The organism is Streptomyces sp. NPDC021224, from assembly GCF_044332905.1.
Taxonomy (GTDB): domain Bacteria; phylum Actinomycetota; class Actinomycetes; order Streptomycetales; family Streptomycetaceae; genus Actinacidiphila.
The window spans coordinates 162,697-178,823 of sequence record NZ_JBIRPW010000002.1 but is presented as its reverse complement, the minus strand read 5'-3'; the positions used below and the strand labels follow the sequence as shown (position 1 = coordinate 178,823).

Here is a 16,127-nt window from a genome sequence, read left to right as displayed (position 1 = left end):
GGCCCCGTACGCGCGGCCGCCCCGCCGCCCCGGACCCCTTCCCTTCTCCCGCTGGAGGACCCCCGTGGCCCTGTTCGACCTCCCGATCGGCGAGCTGCACCGCTACACGCCCGACGTGCGCGAGCCCGACGACTTCGACGCGTTCTGGGCCACCACCCTCAAGCAGTCCGACACCGCGCCCGTCCTCCTCGACGTCCGCCGCGCCGACACCGGCCTCAGCCTCGTCGAGACCTTCGACGTCACCTTCGCCGGCTTCGGCGGCCACCCCGTCCGCGGCTGGTTCACCCGCCCCGCAAGCGACCCCGCCCCCCTCCCCGCCGTCGTCGAATACCTCGGCTACGGGCGCGGCCGCGGCCTCCCGCACGAACGCCTCACCTGGGCCGCCGCCGGATACGCCCACCTGCTCATGGACACCCGCGGCCAGGGCGACCTCTACGGCAACGGCGGCGACACCCCCGACCCCGGCGCCGGCCCCCTCGGCGGCCCCGGCGCCGTCGTCCGCGGCGTCCTCGACCCCCACGACTACTACTACCGCCGCCTGATCACCGACGCGGTGCGCGCGGTCACGGCGGTACGGGCGCTGCCCGGCGTCGATCCGCGGCGCGTCGCCGCGGTCGGCAACAGCCAGGGCGGCGGACTCGCCCTCGCCGTCGCCGGCCTCGTCCCCGACCTCGCCGCCCTCATGATCGCCGCGCCCTTCCTCTGCCACGTCCAGCGCGCGATCGACATCACCGACGCGGACCCGTACGGCGAGGTCGTGCGCTACCTCGCCGTGCACCGCGAGGCGGAGGAGCGCGTGCGCACGACGCTGTCGTACGTGGACGGCGTCAACTTCGCGCGCCGTGCCACCGCGCCGGTCCACGTGGGCGTGGGCCTGCGCGACACGGTGTGCCCGCCGAGCACGGTGTTCGCGGCGTACAACCACTACGGTGCGGGGGCCGCTGCCGCGGGGGGTGAGGGGGTGGAGCGGGCGCTCCACGTCTATCCGTTCAACCACCACGAAGGCGGGGAGGCGTTGCACGCCGCCCGCCAACTCGCCTGGCTTCGCGTCCGGTTGGCGCCCTGACCTTCCTGCTGCGCAGGGCCTGCGCCCCCGGGGCGGGGGACGCTGCGGCTGCGCCGCTGGGCACGCGTTTTTTAGGGGCGCGTGGGGGTGCCCCCAGGCGAAGCTCTGGGGGAGAACGGAGCGCTCAGCCCCCACCGGGGCGCGGGTCGGATACCGACCCAAGGGGTCTCTTCGGTCCGATCCGGACCACCGGCCGGTGGGGGCGGGCCGCGCAGTTCCCCGCGCCCCTAAAATCGCGTGCCCAGCGGCACAATGGGCCAGCTCACCCGCTAGCGGGAAAAACGAGTGCCCCGGCGCAAAGGGCAGCTCACCCGCGCATCCGAAAAACGGGCGCCCTCGGCGCAAGGAGCGGCTCGCGCGCGGGTGAGGATGGGGGCATGACGAGGATCCACGGGGAGGCCGCTCCCCGATTCGGCGGCGTCGAAGCCGCATTCGCGGAGAACTTCAGGGAGCGCGGGGACGTCGGCGCCGCGTTGTGCGTGTATGTCGGCGGGGAGCCGGTCGTCGATGTGTGGGGCGGTCTCGCCGACGCCGCGGCGGGGCGGCCGTGGCAGCGGGACACCCTCCAGCTCGTGTACTCCGCGACGAAGGGCGCGGTCGCGACCGCCGCCCATATGCTCGCCGAGCGCGGCGCGCTGGACCTCGACGCGCCGGTCGCCGATTACTGGCCCGAATTCGCCGCCCACGGCAAGAGCCGCATCCCGGTGCGCTGGCTGCTCTCGCACCGCGCGGGCCTCGTCGCGCTCGACACGCCCGTGCCGCTCGCGGACGCGCTCGCGTGGACGCCGATGGTGGCGGCGCTGGCCGCGCAGAAGCCGCAGTGGGAGCCGGGGACGGCGCACGGTTACCACGGGCGGACGTTCGGGTGGCTGGTCGGCGAGGTGATCCGCCGGGTGTCGGGGCGTACGCCGGGGCGGTTCGTCGCCGAGGAGATCGCGGCGCCGCTGGGCGGGCTGGACTTCCACATCGGCCTGCCGCCGGCCGCGCGGGAGCGGGTGAGCGTCATGTCGTACCCCGCGCCGGAGGTCGATCTCGCGTCGCTGCCGCCGGAGTCGCTGCCCGCGGAGATCCGTACGGCGGTGGCGATGTGGGCGGATCCGGGGTCGCTGGCGAACCGCGCGTTCGCGGTGACGGACCCGGCGGACGTGGACTTCGGGTCGGTGGAGGTGCAGGCCGCGGAGGTCCCGTCGTCGAACGGCATCGGCACCGCCCGCGCGCTCGCGCGGATGTACGCGGCGCTGGTCGGCGAGGTGGACGGGGTGCGGCTGCTGGCGCCGGGGACGGTGGCGGCGGCGACCGTGCAGCAGTCGTCGGGGCCCGACCTGGTCACGGGGCTGCCGAGCCGTTTCGGTTCGGGCTTCCAACTGCCGACCCTGCTCAGCCCGTTGACCGGCCCCGCCGCCTTCGGGCACCAGGGGCGGGGCGGTTCGCTGGCCTTCGCCGACCCCGAACGGGGGCTGGCGTTCTGCTACGTGGTGAACCGCATCGTGGAGCGCGCCGACGACCGGCGGGCCGCGACGCTGGTCAACGCGGTGCGTGCCGCGCTGAGGTGACCGTCACGTCCGGCGGGCGGCGGTGGCCCACAGGTCGGCGTTGCCCGCGACGAGGACGCGGCCGCCCGCGAGGGTGACGGCGGTGGTCGGCGGGTTCTCGGAGCAGCCGAGGCCGCCGCGCCGCCACTTCGCGGTGTCGGCGGTGCCGTCCCCGATCCACACGGTGGCGCAGTAGACGGAGCGGTCCTCGGGCCTGGACCTGGGCCGGGCGGCGGTACCGACGAGTACGGGGTGCCCGGCGCCGTCCACGGTCGCGGTGACGATCTGGCCGCTGCCCATCGCGTCGTTGTCGACGCGTGTCCAGTGCAGGCCGTCGGTGCTGGTGAGGACGTACGGCAGGGAGTCGTAGACCGCTCCCTTCGCCGCGCGGCCGCCCACCGCGTACCACCGCCCGGACGCGTGCAGGACGCCGCGGATCCGGGTGCCCGGGGGTGTGCCGGTGACCTGGCCCGCGATCCAGCTCGTGCCGGAGTCCGTGCTGTACCAGAACGGCAGGGTGCCCGCGTCCGTGTGGTAGTCGTAGGCGTTGCCGGCCTCCATGCCGACGGCGACGACCCGCGTGCCGTCCACCGCCAACCCGCCCACGGGGGTGGGGGGTTGCAGCCCGTTCACGGTCGGCAGCGGCACCCGCCGCACGGTGCGTCCGGCGTCGTCGGAGGCGAGGACGTACGGCGTCTCGACCTTGCTGACGTACTCCCCGCCGCCGATGAGCAGCCGGTCACCCACCGTGACGGCGGTGTTGATTGAGGCGTCGTCGGACGTCTCCTGCGCCGGGTCGGTGCGGAAGGTCAACGGCAGGGTGGCCAGGGCGGTTTGCGAGCCGTCCGGGTCCTGGCGGGTGATGGTGCCGCCGATGCCGAGGACGGAGCCGCCGGTCCACGGCACCGCGACCTCGGCGCGCAGACCGCCGCCGTGCCAGCCGCTGCGCATCGAGTACGGCTTGTCGTCCTCCTTCGCCTGCCCCGGTCGCGGGGTGATCGCGAAGGACGTACAGCCCTTGGACGCCGTCCAGTTGACGTCCACGTACTGGTATCCGTTGGCGTACGTACCGATGCCGAAGGCGCAGTTGCCCAGCGGGACGAGCTGCCGCAGGCCCTCGCCCGGGGCCACGTACGCCTTCTCGTTGCCGTAGTCCTGCGCCGCGTACTCGACGGCGTTCGCGTACCGGGTGAAGCCCAGCTTCGTCGCGCTCGTGTCGCCGCCCCCGCCGCGTTCGGTCCCGCACCCGGTCAGTGTCGCCGCGGCGCACGCCGTGAGGCCCGCGAGGATCGCGAGCCGCCCCCCTCGTCGTGTCATGCGGTCCACGCTAGCCGAGCGGTTCCGGCATCCGGCCCGGGGATAGCCTCCTGTCATGACCAGCACCTACACCCCCGCGGCGGACGCCGAGGTCGCGGCCGCCGCCGCCAAGGCGGGCGCCGACGTGGTCCGCGCGCTGTACGGGACGCGGCTGGACCGCGTGGACAAGGGCGGCGGCGACTTCGCGACCGCCGCGGACATCGAGGCGGAGAAGACGATCCTGGGCGTCGTCCGCGCCGCCCGCCCCGACGACGCCTTCCTCGGCGAGGAGTTCGGGCGGCAGGGCGGCGCGGCGGGCACGCAGCGCGAATGGCTCGTCGACCCGCTGTGCGGCACGCTCAACTACGCGTCCGGCACGATGCTGGTGGCCGTCAACGTCGCGCTGCGCGGCGGGGCCGCGGCCGTCGCCGACCCCTTCGCGGGCGAGGTCTTCTGCACGGACGGCGGCACGGCCTGGCTCCGCACCAACGGCGCCGTCTCCGCGCCCCTGGAGCCGTCGTCCGCGACCCGCCTCGTCGATGTCAACCTCGACCCGCTGGCCCGCGGCCCGTACGGCTTCCGGGCCCTCGACATGATGGCCGACCCCGCGTTCGACCAGCACTTCCGCACCCGCGTCGGCTCCACATCGCTGGCCCTCGCGTGGGTCGCCGCGGGCCGCCGCGCCGCCTACGTCACCGACGGCGGCGACATGGCCTCCAGCGTCCACTTCGCCGCGGGCATCGCCCTGTGCCGGGCCGCGGGCTGCGTCGTGACCGCCCTGGACGGTTCCCCCCTCGGCCCCACCACCCGCGGCCTCCTCGCGGCGGCGGACGCCCCCACCCACACCCGGCTGCTCGGCATCATCGCGGCGACCCACTGGACCCGGCCCCGCGCCGGCGGGGCAATCGGGTCAGGGGGTCAGGGCCAGGCGGCCGAAGACCTCGCCCGCGTCCATGGCGTGGTGGGCCGACGCCGCCTGGGCCAGGGGCAGGACGGCGTGGACGACGGGGAGGAGTTCGCCGCGGGCGGCCTCGGCGAAGTGGGCGGTGCGGACGGTGCGGCGGGCGGGGGCGGGGACGGTGTCGGAGCTGAAGGTCGCGAAGGAGAGGGACTTGCGGAAGGCGGCCATCAGGTGGGTGCCGAAGTCCGCGGGCGGGGGCCCCGCGACCACGCCGACGCAGACGTAGCGGCCGTTGGGGGCGAGGCGGTCGAGGAAGGCGGGGAGGCGGGGGCCGCCCACGACGTCGATCACCACGTCGAAGTCGGCCGGTGCGCCGGGGCCGCCGCCCGCGCCGGAGCGGTCCAGGACGTGGGTGGCGCCCAGCGCGCGCAGCCGGGCGCCGCGTTCGGGCGAGGCGGTGGTGACCGCGACCGCCGAGGCGCCGCCCCGGGCCGCGAGCTGGACGGCCAGGACGCCGATACCGCCCGCCGCGCCGCGTACGAGCACCCGCTCGCCGGGTCCGGAACGCGCACGGCTCAGGGCGAAGTGCGCGACCACGCCGCTGCCGCCCAGGGTGACCGCGTCGACGGCGGTCAGGGCGTCGGGCAGCGGGAGGACGTCCTCGACCGCGGCGACGGCGTGCTCGGCGTACCCGCCCGACAGGCCGGTGAACGCCCACACCCGTCGTCCCGTCCACGAGGCGTCCACGCCCTCGCCGACCGCCGTGACCCTTCCCGCGACCTCGCTGCCGAGCAGGTGGCCCTCCCGGAAACCGTAGCCGCCGAGCGTGCCCCGGCGGATGACGGCGTCCACACCGCCCACCCCGATCGCCTCGGCGGCGACCCGTACCTGCCCCGGACCGGGTACGGGCACGGGGAGGTCGACGACCTCCAGCCCGGTGGGGTCCCCGAACGTCCTGACGACGACGGCTTTCATCGCATGCTCCGGCTTCTGCTCGTACGGATCGGCCTTACCGCTGCCGGAACGTAACGGCCGGGCGCGGCCCGCTGGCTAAAGTGGGAGGGCATGACGGCCCATGTGTCTCACGTGCTGCGCTCGGACGCCCGGGACAACCGCGCCCGCATCCTGGCGGCCGCGCGGACGGTCTTCGCCGAGGCGGGCCTGGGCGCGCCCGTACGGGAGGTGGCCCGGCGCGCGGAGGTCGGCCCGGCCACGCTCTACCGGCACTTCCCGACCAAGCGGGAGCTGATCCACGCGGCGTACGCCGACCAGCGGCGGGCCTGCCGGGAGGTGGTCCGCGACGCCCTCGCCGACGCCGACCCGTGGCGCGGATTCCGCGGTGTGGTGACGCGGATCTGCGAACTGCACGCCCACAGCCGCGGGTTCGCTGACGTCTTCGCGGCGGCCTTCCCCGAGGCCATGGACTTCGCGGCGGACCGCGAGCAGACCCTGCGCGCGGTCGGGGAGCTGACCCGCCGCGCGCAGCGGACGGGTGCGCTGCGCCCCGACTTCGTCGTCGACGACCTGATCCTGATGCTCATGGCGCACCGCGGCGCGCAGGACGCCCCGCCCGCCGTCCGCCTCGCGGCGTCCCGCCGCTTCGCCGCCTACGTGATCGAGGCGTTCCGCGCCGCGCCGCCGTCGCCGCCGCTCCCGCGGGCCCCGCGCCTGCACGCGGGACCGCCGCGGGCCGGGGGGTCTTGACAACTCCCGCTGCCCGCCACGTACGTTCGTCCCGCACCGTCAACACGGATCACGCGGCCGGGGACGTCCCCGGGGCCGCGGAGCAGTGCCCGGCCCTCGGGGCCCGGCCGATCGGAGTGGTCGTGAAGGGTTCGCGCGTCGTACCGGCCGGGGTCGCGGTTCCGCGGCCCGGCTGTACGAAGCGTCGGCACGTCGACCTGTGCCGTACCCACACCGCGCTCTGTCGCTGACGCACCGCCGTCCCTGACGGCCCCCCTCACCCCTTTTTCCGCTCGCGCGCCGCCGTGCCCGCGAGCCCCGGCGGCCGCCCGCGCCCGCGCGCGCACCGCCGACGCCGAACCCCAGGCCCAGCCCCAGCCCCAGCCCCACGACGCCACCGGTGCCCCCGGCACCGGCCGAGAAGGGACGCCCCCGTGAGCGCGAAACCCCCCAGGACGCTGAAGACCGTGACCGGAGCCGGCGGTGTGTCGGAGACGTACGGCCTCGCGCTCGACCCGCAGCGGTCCACCCTCGACACCGCGCTGCGGGTCGCGGCGCTCGCCGAGGCCGCGCGGATCGACGCGCTGTTCACCGCCGACCTGCTGAGCTTCGGCGCGCAGGGCGCGATCGGCTCGCAGGAGGCGCTGGTGTTCGTGTCCGCGCTGAGCGCGGTGACCTCGCGGATCGGCCTGATCGCGACCGTGTCGAGCACCTTCCACCACCCGTACAACCTGGCGCGGCTGTTCGGCACGCTCGATCACGTCAGCAACGGACGGGCCGCGTGGAACCTGGTGACGTCCTCGCTCGGCGAGGAGAACTTCGGACCCGGCGAACTGCCGAGCCCGGAGGAGCGGTACGCGCGCGCCGCCGAGACGCTGGACGTCGTCAACGCGCTGTGGGACAGCTGGCGGCCGGGCGCGCTGACCCGCGGGCCGGACGGCACCGCGGTGCTGGACCCGGCGAAGGTCCGGCCCATCGACCACCACGGGCGCTACTTCTCGGTGGCGGGCCCGCTGAACATCCCGCCGCTGCCGCAGGGCCGCCCGGTGCAGTTCCAGGCCGGGCAGTCCGACGCGGGCCGCACGCTGGGCGCGCGGTACGCCGAGGTGGTGTTCACCTCGCTGCCCACACTGGACGTCGCGCTCGACTTCACCCGCAAGATCCGCAGCCAGGCCGAGGAGTTCGGCCGGCCCGGCGGGCTGCCGCTGATCTTCAGCTCCTTCCACGCCACCTACGGCGCCACGGAGGAGGAGGCGCGGCGGCTGGTGCGCGAGCGGCGCGAGGCGATCGACTTTGAACGCGGCCGCGCCCAGGTGGCCGACATGCTCGGCGGCGGCCTCGACCTCTCCGGGCTGCCGCTGGACGCGAAGCTGCCCGAGAGCCTGCTGCCGGACGTCACATCGGTGAACCGGCGGCGCGGCCGCGTCGACATCTTCGCCGGGTACGCACGGCAGGGCTACACGCTGCGCGAGCTGATCGTCGCCGCGCAGGACACCGGCCACTGGGCGGCCGCGGGCACACCGGAGCAGCTGGCCGACGCGGTGGAGGAGCGCTTCAGGGCCGGGGTGCTCGACGTCGTCCTCGTCGGCGGGCTGGACGACCCGCGCCAGCACGACTTCGCCGTCAACGGCCTCCTGCACGAGCTGCGCAAACGGAAGATCGTCGCCGCCGACTACGCCGGTACGACGCTGCGCGAGAACCTCGGCCTCGACCTGCCGCCCGCGGGCACCTGACCACCCCGCCCCCCGAAGAACCCCCTCCCACCCCACCACGAAAGGCTTCGCCATGCCCGTCGAATTCCTCGGTATCGCCGCCACCAACGACGGCTCCGAGACCACCGCACGCAGCGGCTCCTCCTTCGACAAGGACTACACGCTGCGGCTGGCCCGCGCCCACGAGGACCACGGCTGGGACCGGGTGCTGTTCGCGTACAGCTCCGCCTCGCCGGAGCCGGGCACAGCGGCGGCGTACCTCGCGGCGCGCACCGAGCGCCTGCAGATCCTGCTGGCGCACCGCCCCAACGTGTCCTACCCGACCTTCGCGGCACGGGAGTTCGCGACCCTCGACCAGATCAGCGAGGGCCGCCTCGCGGTGCACTTCATCACCGGCGGCAGCGACCACGAGCAGCAGCGCGAGGGCGACGTGCTGGCCAAGGACGAGCGCTACGCGCGCACCCGGGAGTACATCGAGATCGTCAAGCGGGTGTGGACCGAGCACGAGGCGTTCGACCACGAGGGCGCGCACTACCGCTTCCACGACTACGTCTCCGACGTCTTCCCGGTCCGGCAGCCGCACCCCGACGTCTCGTTCGGCGGCTCGTCGCCCGCCGCGTACGCCGCCGGTGGCGCGGTCGCCGACATCTACGCACTGTGGGGCGAGCCGCTGGCGGAGACCGCCCAGCAGATCGCGGCGGTCAAGGCCGCCGCACTGGCCGCGGGCCGCAGCACCCCGCCGCGGATCCAGGTCGCCTTCCGGCCGATCGTCGCCGCGACGGAGGAACTGGCCTGGGAGAAGGCGGACCGCACGGTCGCCGCCATCGAGCGGCGCAAGGCGGCGGGCACGTGGCGGCGGCGCGGCGGCGACGCCCCGCAGAACACCGGCTCGCAGCGGCTGATCGGCATCGCCGAGCAGGGCGAGCGCTACGACCGCGCGCTGTGGACCCGCACCGCCGCGGTCACGGGCGGCGCGGGCAACTCCAACGCCCTGGTCGGCACCCCGGAGACGGTGGCCCAGGCGCTGCTGGACTACATCGACCTCGGCGTCGACATCATCTCGGCCCGCGGCTACGACCTGCTCGGCGACGCCATCGACTTCGGCCGCCACGTCATCCCGCTGGTCCGCGCGGAGGTCGCCCGCCGGGACGCCGAACGGGCGGCGAAGGACGCGCGGGAGGCCCGGCCGGTGGCGGAAGCGGCGCAGCGGTGACGGCGGCGCCGGGAACGACGGCGGGCCCCGCCGGGCCCCGCGTCGAACTGCGGGTGGCGACGCTGGCGGACCCGCTGGCCCAGCCGCTGCTGCGGGAGCTGGAGTACGAGTACAGCACCCGCTACCCCTCGCCCGGCGGAGCCGGCCGGGAGCTGGCGCGCTACCCGGTGGAGGAGTTCGAGCCGCGGCGCGGCGGGCTGCTGCTCCTGCTGCTGCGGGACGGCGAACCGGTCGCGGGCGGCGCCTTCCGCCGCTTCGACGAGCGGACCGCGGAGCTCAAACGCATCTGGACGCACAGCGGGCACCGCCGCCAGGGGCTGGGGCGGCGCGTGGTGGCCGCGCTGGAACGGGCCGCCGCCGAGGCCGGCTACCGGCGGGTCTACCTGACCACCGGGACGCGCCAGCCCGAGGCCCGCGGCCTGTACCTGGTCACCGGCTACACCCCGCTGTTCGACGTCACCGCCGACCCCGGGTCGCTGACCGGCCCGCTGCCCTTCGCCAAGCGGCTGGTGGGCGACGAGCCGATCCGCCCGGACGAGTTCCCGCCGCCGCGCCGCCACCCGTACACGCCCGGGGCCGGGTCCGGGGCCGGGTCCGGGTCCGGGTCCGACCTGCCGCGTACCGACCCCGGGGCCCGTTCACCGGGGGAAAGGACGCGGTGACACGGCCTCACACCACGTTGACACGACCGCAAAGCGCGTTGACACAGCCTTCATGAACCTGCAAAAACCACCGCCTTGCCCCGCTCGTCGCCGCGGAGCTACGTTTTGTGCCGCGGCCGCACCGTGTCGGACCGCGACATTCGACGAGCGCGGAACGGGCGGGCGGCATGTGCCGCCGAGTGGGGGTGGCGGGGGATGGCCGAGCGGCCGACATCGCTGTCCTGCGGCAAGCCCTCCGCCTTCCGCGGCTGCTGCCGCCGGCACGTCGACCTCGGGCACATAGCCGCCGCCCTCTGTCCGGGGCAGCCCGCCGGTCACTGAGCCGGGCCGCCGGTCACCGAACCGGCCGCCCGGCCCCCTCCGCCGTACCGCGGTCCGCCCGGCCCGCGCCGCGGCGCCCTCCCGCTGATCCCCGGCAGCACGCCACGCCCGCGCCCCGCGTGCGTACGTCCACGCGTACGCACGCGGTGCCGCCTTCCCCGGCCGTGGCACCGGGCCGTCCCGCCAACCGATCCCAGGATGTGCGAACGATGAGTGACGACCTTCCCGCTTCCCCCGAGCACGAGCACGAGCCCGACCACGACCGCGAGCCCGACCGCGAGCCCACTCCCGAACCCGCCGCCGAACCCGCTCCCGGGCCCGGAGGCGGCACCCCGCTCGTCGAGGCGAACGTCGACCTCGACGACGCCTCCGGCCTCTCGCGCCGCCGCCTGCTCTCGCTCGGCGGTGTCGGCCTCGGCGTCGCGGCCGCCGCTGGCCTGGGCAGCTGGGCCTTCCTGCGGCGCGGCGGGGCCGACGACAGCAAGGCGGACGGCCTGACCGTCACCAAGTCCTGGGCGGGCCGCCAGATCCGGGTCACCGCGCCCAGCGGTGTCTGCGACGCGCCGCTGATCGCCGCGTACGAGAACGGCTTCTTCAAGGAGGCGGGGCTCGACGTCGTCCTGAAGAAGACCGGTACGGACGAGGACGTCGCCGCGGCGGTCGGCTCCGGCAAGTACACCGCGAGCAACGGGATCTTCTTCAACTTCCTCGGCCCCATCTACAACGGCGCCCCCGTCAAGCTGTCCGGCGGCCTGCACCACGGCTGCCTCGACCTCTACGTGCGCAACGACGGCTCCGTGGCCTCCGTCGCCGCCCTCAAGGGGCGCCGGATCGGCGTCAGCAACCTCCAGGGCTCGGCCACCAACTTCTTCTCTCTGGACCTGCTGGACGCCGGGATCAACTCCAGCCCGGCCGCCAAGCAGGTCGAATGGGTGGTCATCGAGCAGGACCTGCTGCCCAAGGCGCTCAAGGACGGCAAGGTCGACGCCATCGCGACGGCGGGCGGCTTCCTGCCGATCATCCAGGGCGTCAAGGACGGCTGGGCGCGCGAGGTGTCGAACAACCGCGACCTCAGCCGCAACGCCTCGTACCCGTGCTGCGCGGTCGCCCTCAACCAGACCTTCGTCTCCGAGGACCCGGTCACCGCCGCCAAGCTCGTCAACGCGTGGGCGCGCGGCTCGCGCTGGGTGGGGAGCAACCTGGAGAAGACCGCCGAGATCGAGTCCGCGAAGAACTACGTCCCCGACAAGCCCGCGAACATCCTCCCGGTGCTGCGCACCCTCACCTTCGACCCGTCGCCCAGGAACCTCCAGGAGGCCCTGCGGCCGGGCATCGCGAAGTTCATCCACACCGGCTTCCTGCCGTCGGCCACCGATGCCGCGGCGCTGGCCGACAAGGTCTTCGTCAACCTCGGCCTGGACTTCTGAGGACGCCCGTGACCACGACCCCGCTCACCGGCCCGCCCGCGGCAGCCCCCGAGGCGCGGCCGGCCGAACCGCCTCCGGCGGAGAAGACCGTGCAGGGCGCCGCCCGTATCCACGCCGCCCTGCAGAAGACCACCCACCCGGTCCGTATCAACCCCGTCATCACCGCGGCCGGCATCCTCGGCTGGGCCGCTTTCGGCGTGCTCACCTGGACGCTGTCCGACAGCCCCCGGCTGCCGCCGCCCGACCTCGCCGCCGTCCGGCACACCACGCCCTTCACCGTGGTCACCGGGCTGGCCGTCGCCGGTCTGGCCGCAGTGTTCTGGGCGGTGGCCGCGACCGGCGGCCGGCTCGGGGCGCGCGCGGCGGCCCGGGTCGCGCACGGTTCGCCCTGGCTGGTCGGCTCCGCGGCCTGGGCGGTCTTCTGGGAGCTGTCCACCGCGAAGACGCAGGCGCTCGAAACGCCGTACTTCGCCGCCCCGCAGGAGATCTTCGAGCACCTGTGGAGCGACCGGCGGATCCTCGCCGAGAGCCTGGGCAACTCCCTCCAGCTGCTCGCGCTCGGCTTCGCGCTCGGCCTGGTCGCGGGCCTCGCGACCGGTGTGACGATCGGCTGGTGGCAGCAGGCCAACTACTGGGTGCACCCGGTGCTGATGTTCCTCGGGCCCGTGCCCACGCTGGCCTGGGTCCCGGTGATCTTCGCGCTCTTCCCGAGCGCCTACAGCGGCGCGGTCTTCCTGATCGCGGTCAGCGTGTGGTTCCCCATCACCGTCCTGACCAGGGCGGGCATCGTGAGCGTGCCGCGCTCGTACTACGACGTCACACAGACCCTGGGCGCCAGGAGCTGGTTCCTGGTGCTGCGGGTGAGCCTGCCGGCCGCGCTGCCGAGCATCTTCACCGGGGCCTTCATGGCGCTCGGCTCGTCCTTCGTGAGCCTCACGGTGGCGGAGAACTTCGGCGTCAACTCCGGGCTCGGCTGGTACCTCAACTGGCAGAAGGGCTGGGGCGACTTCCCCGCGCTGTACGCGGGCATCGTCGTCCTCGTCGGTGTCTGCGGCCTGCTGCTGACCCTGCTGTTCCGGCTGCGCGGCTGGGTGCTGCGCTGGGAGAAGGAGCTGACCCGATGGTGACCGGCCACGGCGCCGCCGTCGACATCCGCAACGTCACGCAGGCCTTCCGCGCCGCCGACGGCGACCTCGCGGTCCTCGACGACATCTCGCTGTCGGTAGGGCCGGGCGAGTTCGTCGCCCTGGTCGGGCCGAGCGGCTCGGGCAAGTCGACGCTGATCCGGCTGCTCGCCGGGCTCGACCGGCCGCTGTTCGGCACCGTGCAGGTCGGCGGCGCCCGGGTGACCGGGCCCGACCCGAGCCGCGCGCTGGTCTTCCAGGACCCGACGCTGCTGCCCTGGCGGACGGTCCGCGGAAACGTGGCGATCGGCCCGCAGGCCCGCCGCGCCCTGGCGTCGTCCCGGCAGCGCATCGACGACGCGCTCGCGCTCGTCGGCCTGACCGACTTCGCCGACGCCTGGCCCGCGCAGCTGTCCGGCGGCATGGCACAGCGGGCCGCGCTGGCCCGCGCGCTGGTCAACGACCCCTCGGTGCTGCTGCTCGACGAACCGCTGGGCAAGCTCGACGCGCTGACCCGCCGGGTGCTCCAGGGCGAGCTGCTGCGGCTGTGGCAGGAGCGGGGCTTCACCGCGGTCCTCATCACCCACGACGTCAGCGAGGCGCTGGTGCTCGCCGACCGGCTGGTGGTGCTGTCGCCGCGCCCCGCCCGTATCCGCGAGGTCGTCGAGGTCGGGCTCGACCGCCCGCGCGAGCAGTCCGCCCCCGCGTTCGTCGCCCTGCGCGCGCGGATCCTCGCGCTGCTCGACGAGGAGGCCACCACGCAGCCCGACGAGCTCGAACAGACAGGACGGACCTGATGACGTACGCCAGAGCGGTCGCCGGTACGGCCGGGGCCGCGGCCCTGCTGCTCGCGGCGGCCTGGCCGGCCGCCGCGCACGTCACCGTGACGGCGTCGGACACGACGGGCGGCGGCAGCGCCGTGCTCACCTTCAAGGTGCCCGTCGAGTCGCAGACCGCCCGCACGGTGGGGCTGACCGTGCACCTGCCGGCCGCCACCCCGCTGACCTCGGTGCTGAGCGAGCCCGTGCCCGGCTGGCGCGTGCAGCTCACCCGTAGCGCCCTCGCGACGCCGGGCAAGGACGACGACGGGCGGGCCGTCACCTCGGCCGTCACCGCGGTGACCTGGACGGCGACCGGGGAGGGGCTGGCGCCGGGGCAGTTCGGGCGGTTCGCGCTGTCGGTGGGCCCGCTGCCCGCCCGCGGCACGCTCTACCTGCCGACCGTGCAGCGCTACTCCGACGGCACCGAGGTCGACTGGGTGCAGCAGGCGCAGGGCGGGGCCGAGCCCGAGCACCCGGCGCCCAGTGTGACCGTCACCCCGGCGGCGGCCCCCGGCGCGTCCTCGCCGGAGAGCGCGGCGGACTCCGGGCGGGGCACCTGGCTCGGCGTCACCGGCATCGTGCTGGCCCTGGGGGCAGGGGCGGTGGGCGGCGCCGCGCTGACCAGGGCCCGCCGCTCCGCGGCCGTACCGCCCGCGGCCGAGGCGAGCAGCCGGGAGCCGGAGCGTACGCCTTCGTGACCGGGCCCTGGAGGCGGCGCTGCGCGCTCACCCTCCTCGCCCTGCTCGGCGCCCTGACCGGCCTGGTGCGCACGGCGCCGCCCGCCGCCGCGCACGCGTACACGGTCGCCACCACCCCCGCGAACGGTGCGCGGGTCGCCGCGCCCCCGACGCAGGTGCGGGTGACCTTCGACGAGCCCGTCACGCTGCCCGCCGCACAGCACCCGGCCGGGGTGGTGGACGCGGCGGGCCGGGAGGTCGGCTCCGGCCCGGTGCGGCTCACCGGCGGGCACCGCACCCTGGTCATCGGGCTGCGGGCCGGGCTCGCCAAGGGCACGTACATCGCCAGCTGGTCGGTCGTCTCCGCCGACACCCACCCGGTGGGCGGCTCGATCGAGTTCGGCTACGGCGTGCCCGCGCAGGCCGCCGCCGCGCCGCCCGCCCCGCGGCCCAGCGCCGGGCTGCAACTGCTGGCCGGAGCCGTCAAGGGCCTGCTCTACCTGGGGCTCGTCGCCGCCTTCGGCCTGCTGCCCGCCGGACTCGTGCTCGGCGCCGACCCCGGCGAGCGCCGGCTGCTGCGCCGGGCCGCCGCCGCGGGCCTGCTGCTGGCGCTGCTCGCCTCGGCGCTCCAGGTGGTGGCGCAGTACCTGTGGGACGCCTCCGCGGTGCCGGGCGGCGCGACCTGGACGGGCCTGCGCGCCTTCGCCGGATCGGACTACGCCCGGGCGGTGTACGTGCGGGCCGGGCTGCTCGCGGCGGCCCTCGCTCTGCTGCCGCGGCTGCGCGCCGCCGGGGGGACGGTGCTCGCGCTCGCCGCGCTGGCCACCGTGGTCCGCAACGGGCACGGCGGTACGGGCGCGTGGTGGCACTTCCCGCTCACGCTGGCCCACGTGGCGGCCGTCACGGCATGGCTGGGCGGCCTCGCCGTCCTCGGCTGGCTGCTGCTGCGGCGCCGCCTGACCCCCGCCCGGCTCGCCCGACTGCCCCGCTGGTCGCGTTACGCGGCGTCCGCCGTCGCCGTGCTCGCGCTCACCGGCCTGGTCCAGGCGCTCGTCCAGGTGCGGTACGTGCCCGCGCTGGTGGGCACGACCTACGGGTGGATACTCCTGGTGAAGCTCGCGCTCGTGGCCGGTGCCCTGCTGCTGGGGTGGCGCGGCCACCGCTGGGTGGGCCGCCGGGGTGCCGGTCCGGGCACCGTGCCGCCGGGGGAGACCGCGCGGCTGCGCGGGCGGGTGCGGGCCGAGGCCGGGATCGGCGCGGTGATCGTCGTCGTCTCCGGTGTGCTGTCCTCCGTCGCGCCCGCGGCCGCCGCGTACGCCCCGGCCAGGGTCGTGCACACGGTGGCCGGCCCGTACACCGTGACCTTCGAGGTCGCCCCCGCCCGGCGCGGCCCGCAGAGTTTCCGGGTGACCGCGCGGGGCGCGAGCGACGCCACCGCGCTGCCGCGGTCGGTGCAGCTCGACGTCGGGCAGGGCGCCGGGGGCGTCCGGGACGTGCGGGTCGCCTTCCCGTACCGGCTGCCGGGTCCGGTCCTTCCGGGCCGGGCCACGGCGTTCACCTTCGTCAGCTCCTCGGTCGTCGTCCCCGCCGCGGGACGCTGGACCGCGACACTCACCGTCGTCGCCGGTCCGACCGAGCAGTACACCACCGCACTCCACTACCGGGTCCTGTGAACCGCCCGCCCCGGCGCAC

At 75.4% G+C, this 16,127-nt stretch carries 13 protein-coding genes and 1 pseudogene; 12 read left to right on the top strand and 2 right to left on the bottom strand.

Annotated elements, in window-relative coordinates; all coding sequences use genetic code 11:
- The first annotated feature begins 64 nt into the window (after positions 1-64).
- Together ACH4PY_RS05845 and ACH4PY_RS05840 are read left to right on the top strand one after the other, a co-directional pair.
- Positions 65-1,066 (top strand): acetylxylan esterase, encoded by a 1,002-nt coding sequence (locus ACH4PY_RS05845; RefSeq protein ID WP_398176360.1) that lies wholly within the window; start codon positions 65-67, stop codon positions 1,064-1,066.
- A gap of 377 nt (positions 1,067-1,443) precedes the next feature.
- Positions 1,444-2,619, top strand: a complete 1,176-nt coding sequence (locus tag ACH4PY_RS05840) for a serine hydrolase domain-containing protein (protein WP_398176358.1) — start codon at positions 1,444-1,446, stop codon at positions 2,617-2,619.
- A 3-nt stretch (positions 2,620-2,622) separates the two neighbouring features.
- Here the strand turns inward: ACH4PY_RS05840 and ACH4PY_RS05835 are convergent, their stop codons facing one another.
- Positions 2,623-3,915 (bottom strand): WD40/YVTN/BNR-like repeat-containing protein, encoded by a 1,293-nt coding sequence (locus ACH4PY_RS05835; RefSeq protein WP_398176356.1) that lies wholly within the window; start codon positions 3,913-3,915, stop codon positions 2,623-2,625.
- Positions 3,916-3,970: 55 nt separating this feature from the next.
- Here ACH4PY_RS05835 and ACH4PY_RS05830 point away from each other — a divergent pair.
- A pseudogene (locus ACH4PY_RS05830) lies at positions 3,971-4,759 on the top strand (inositol monophosphatase family protein); the annotation flags it as partial.
- A 45-nt stretch (positions 4,760-4,804) separates the two neighbouring features.
- On the opposite strand, the gene ACH4PY_RS05825 reads toward ACH4PY_RS05830, so the two are convergent.
- Positions 4,805-5,770, bottom strand: coding sequence for a zinc-binding dehydrogenase (locus ACH4PY_RS05825; protein WP_398177568.1), 966 nt, complete (start codon positions 5,768-5,770; stop codon positions 4,805-4,807).
- Between the two features lie 90 nt (positions 5,771-5,860).
- On the opposite strand from ACH4PY_RS05825, the gene ACH4PY_RS05820 reads away from it, so the two are divergent.
- From ACH4PY_RS05820 to ACH4PY_RS05780, 9 genes are all read left to right on the top strand, one after another.
- On the top strand, positions 5,861-6,499 hold the full coding sequence (locus ACH4PY_RS05820) for a TetR/AcrR family transcriptional regulator (RefSeq protein ID WP_398176354.1): 639 nt from the start codon (positions 5,861-5,863) through the stop codon (positions 6,497-6,499).
- A gap of 413 nt (positions 6,500-6,912) precedes the next feature.
- Complete coding sequence (locus ACH4PY_RS05815) at positions 6,913-8,211, top strand: NtaA/DmoA family FMN-dependent monooxygenase (protein WP_398176352.1); 1,299 nt, start codon at positions 6,913-6,915, stop codon at positions 8,209-8,211.
- A 52-nt stretch (positions 8,212-8,263) separates the two neighbouring features.
- Entirely contained in the window at positions 8,264-9,403 is a 1,140-nt protein-coding gene (locus tag ACH4PY_RS05810; protein WP_398176350.1) for an LLM class flavin-dependent oxidoreductase, read from the top strand.
- Positions 9,400-10,065, top strand: coding sequence for a GNAT family N-acetyltransferase (locus ACH4PY_RS05805; protein ID WP_398176348.1), 666 nt, complete (start codon positions 9,400-9,402; stop codon positions 10,063-10,065). The genes ACH4PY_RS05810 and ACH4PY_RS05805 overlap by 4 nt, the downstream gene beginning before the upstream one ends.
- A gap of 530 nt (positions 10,066-10,595) precedes the next feature.
- The gene (locus tag ACH4PY_RS05800) at positions 10,596-11,813 is read left to right on the top strand and encodes an ABC transporter substrate-binding protein (protein ID WP_398176346.1); all 1,218 of its coding nucleotides are present in this window, start codon (positions 10,596-10,598) and stop codon (positions 11,811-11,813) included.
- Between the two features lie 8 nt (positions 11,814-11,821).
- Positions 11,822-12,940 carry an ABC transporter permease gene (locus ACH4PY_RS05795; RefSeq protein WP_398176344.1) on the top strand — a complete coding sequence of 373 codons (1,119 nt, stop codon included), beginning with the start codon at positions 11,822-11,824 and terminating at the stop codon, positions 12,938-12,940.
- A complete protein-coding gene (locus tag ACH4PY_RS05790) occupies positions 12,934-13,734 on the top strand; it encodes an ABC transporter ATP-binding protein (protein ID WP_398176342.1) in 801 nt (266 codons plus the stop codon). Before ACH4PY_RS05795 ends, ACH4PY_RS05790 begins: the two co-directional genes overlap by 7 nt.
- Entirely contained in the window at positions 13,734-14,456 is a 723-nt protein-coding gene (locus ACH4PY_RS05785; RefSeq protein ID WP_398176340.1) for a YcnI family protein, read from the top strand. Before ACH4PY_RS05790 ends, ACH4PY_RS05785 begins: the two co-directional genes overlap by 1 nt.
- Entirely contained in the window at positions 14,453-16,108 is a 1,656-nt protein-coding gene (locus ACH4PY_RS05780) for a copper resistance protein CopC (protein ID WP_398176338.1), read from the top strand. The genes ACH4PY_RS05785 and ACH4PY_RS05780 overlap by 4 nt, the downstream gene beginning before the upstream one ends.
- Positions 16,109-16,127 lie beyond the last annotated feature (19 nt).

Coding starts and splice junctions, on each gene's coding strand:
- ACH4PY_RS05840 (WP_398176358.1), top strand. CDS start 1,444: ATGACGAGGATCCACGGGGAGGCCGCTCCCCGATTCGGCGGCGTCGAA.
- ACH4PY_RS05820 (WP_398176354.1), top strand. CDS start 5,861: ATGACGGCCCATGTGTCTCACGTGCTGCGCTCGGACGCCCGGGACAAC.
- ACH4PY_RS05825 (WP_398177568.1), bottom strand. CDS start 5,770: ATGAAAGCCGTCGTCGTCAGGACGTTCGGGGACCCCACCGGGCTGGAG.
- ACH4PY_RS05785 (WP_398176340.1), top strand. CDS start 13,734: ATGACGTACGCCAGAGCGGTCGCCGGTACGGCCGGGGCCGCGGCCCTG.
- ACH4PY_RS05790 (WP_398176342.1), top strand. CDS start 12,934: ATGGTGACCGGCCACGGCGCCGCCGTCGACATCCGCAACGTCACGCAG.
- ACH4PY_RS05810 (WP_398176350.1), top strand. CDS start 8,264: ATGCCCGTCGAATTCCTCGGTATCGCCGCCACCAACGACGGCTCCGAG.
- ACH4PY_RS05835 (WP_398176356.1), bottom strand. CDS start 3,915: ATGACACGACGAGGGGGGCGGCTCGCGATCCTCGCGGGCCTCACGGCG.
- ACH4PY_RS05800 (WP_398176346.1), top strand. CDS start 10,596: ATGAGTGACGACCTTCCCGCTTCCCCCGAGCACGAGCACGAGCCCGAC.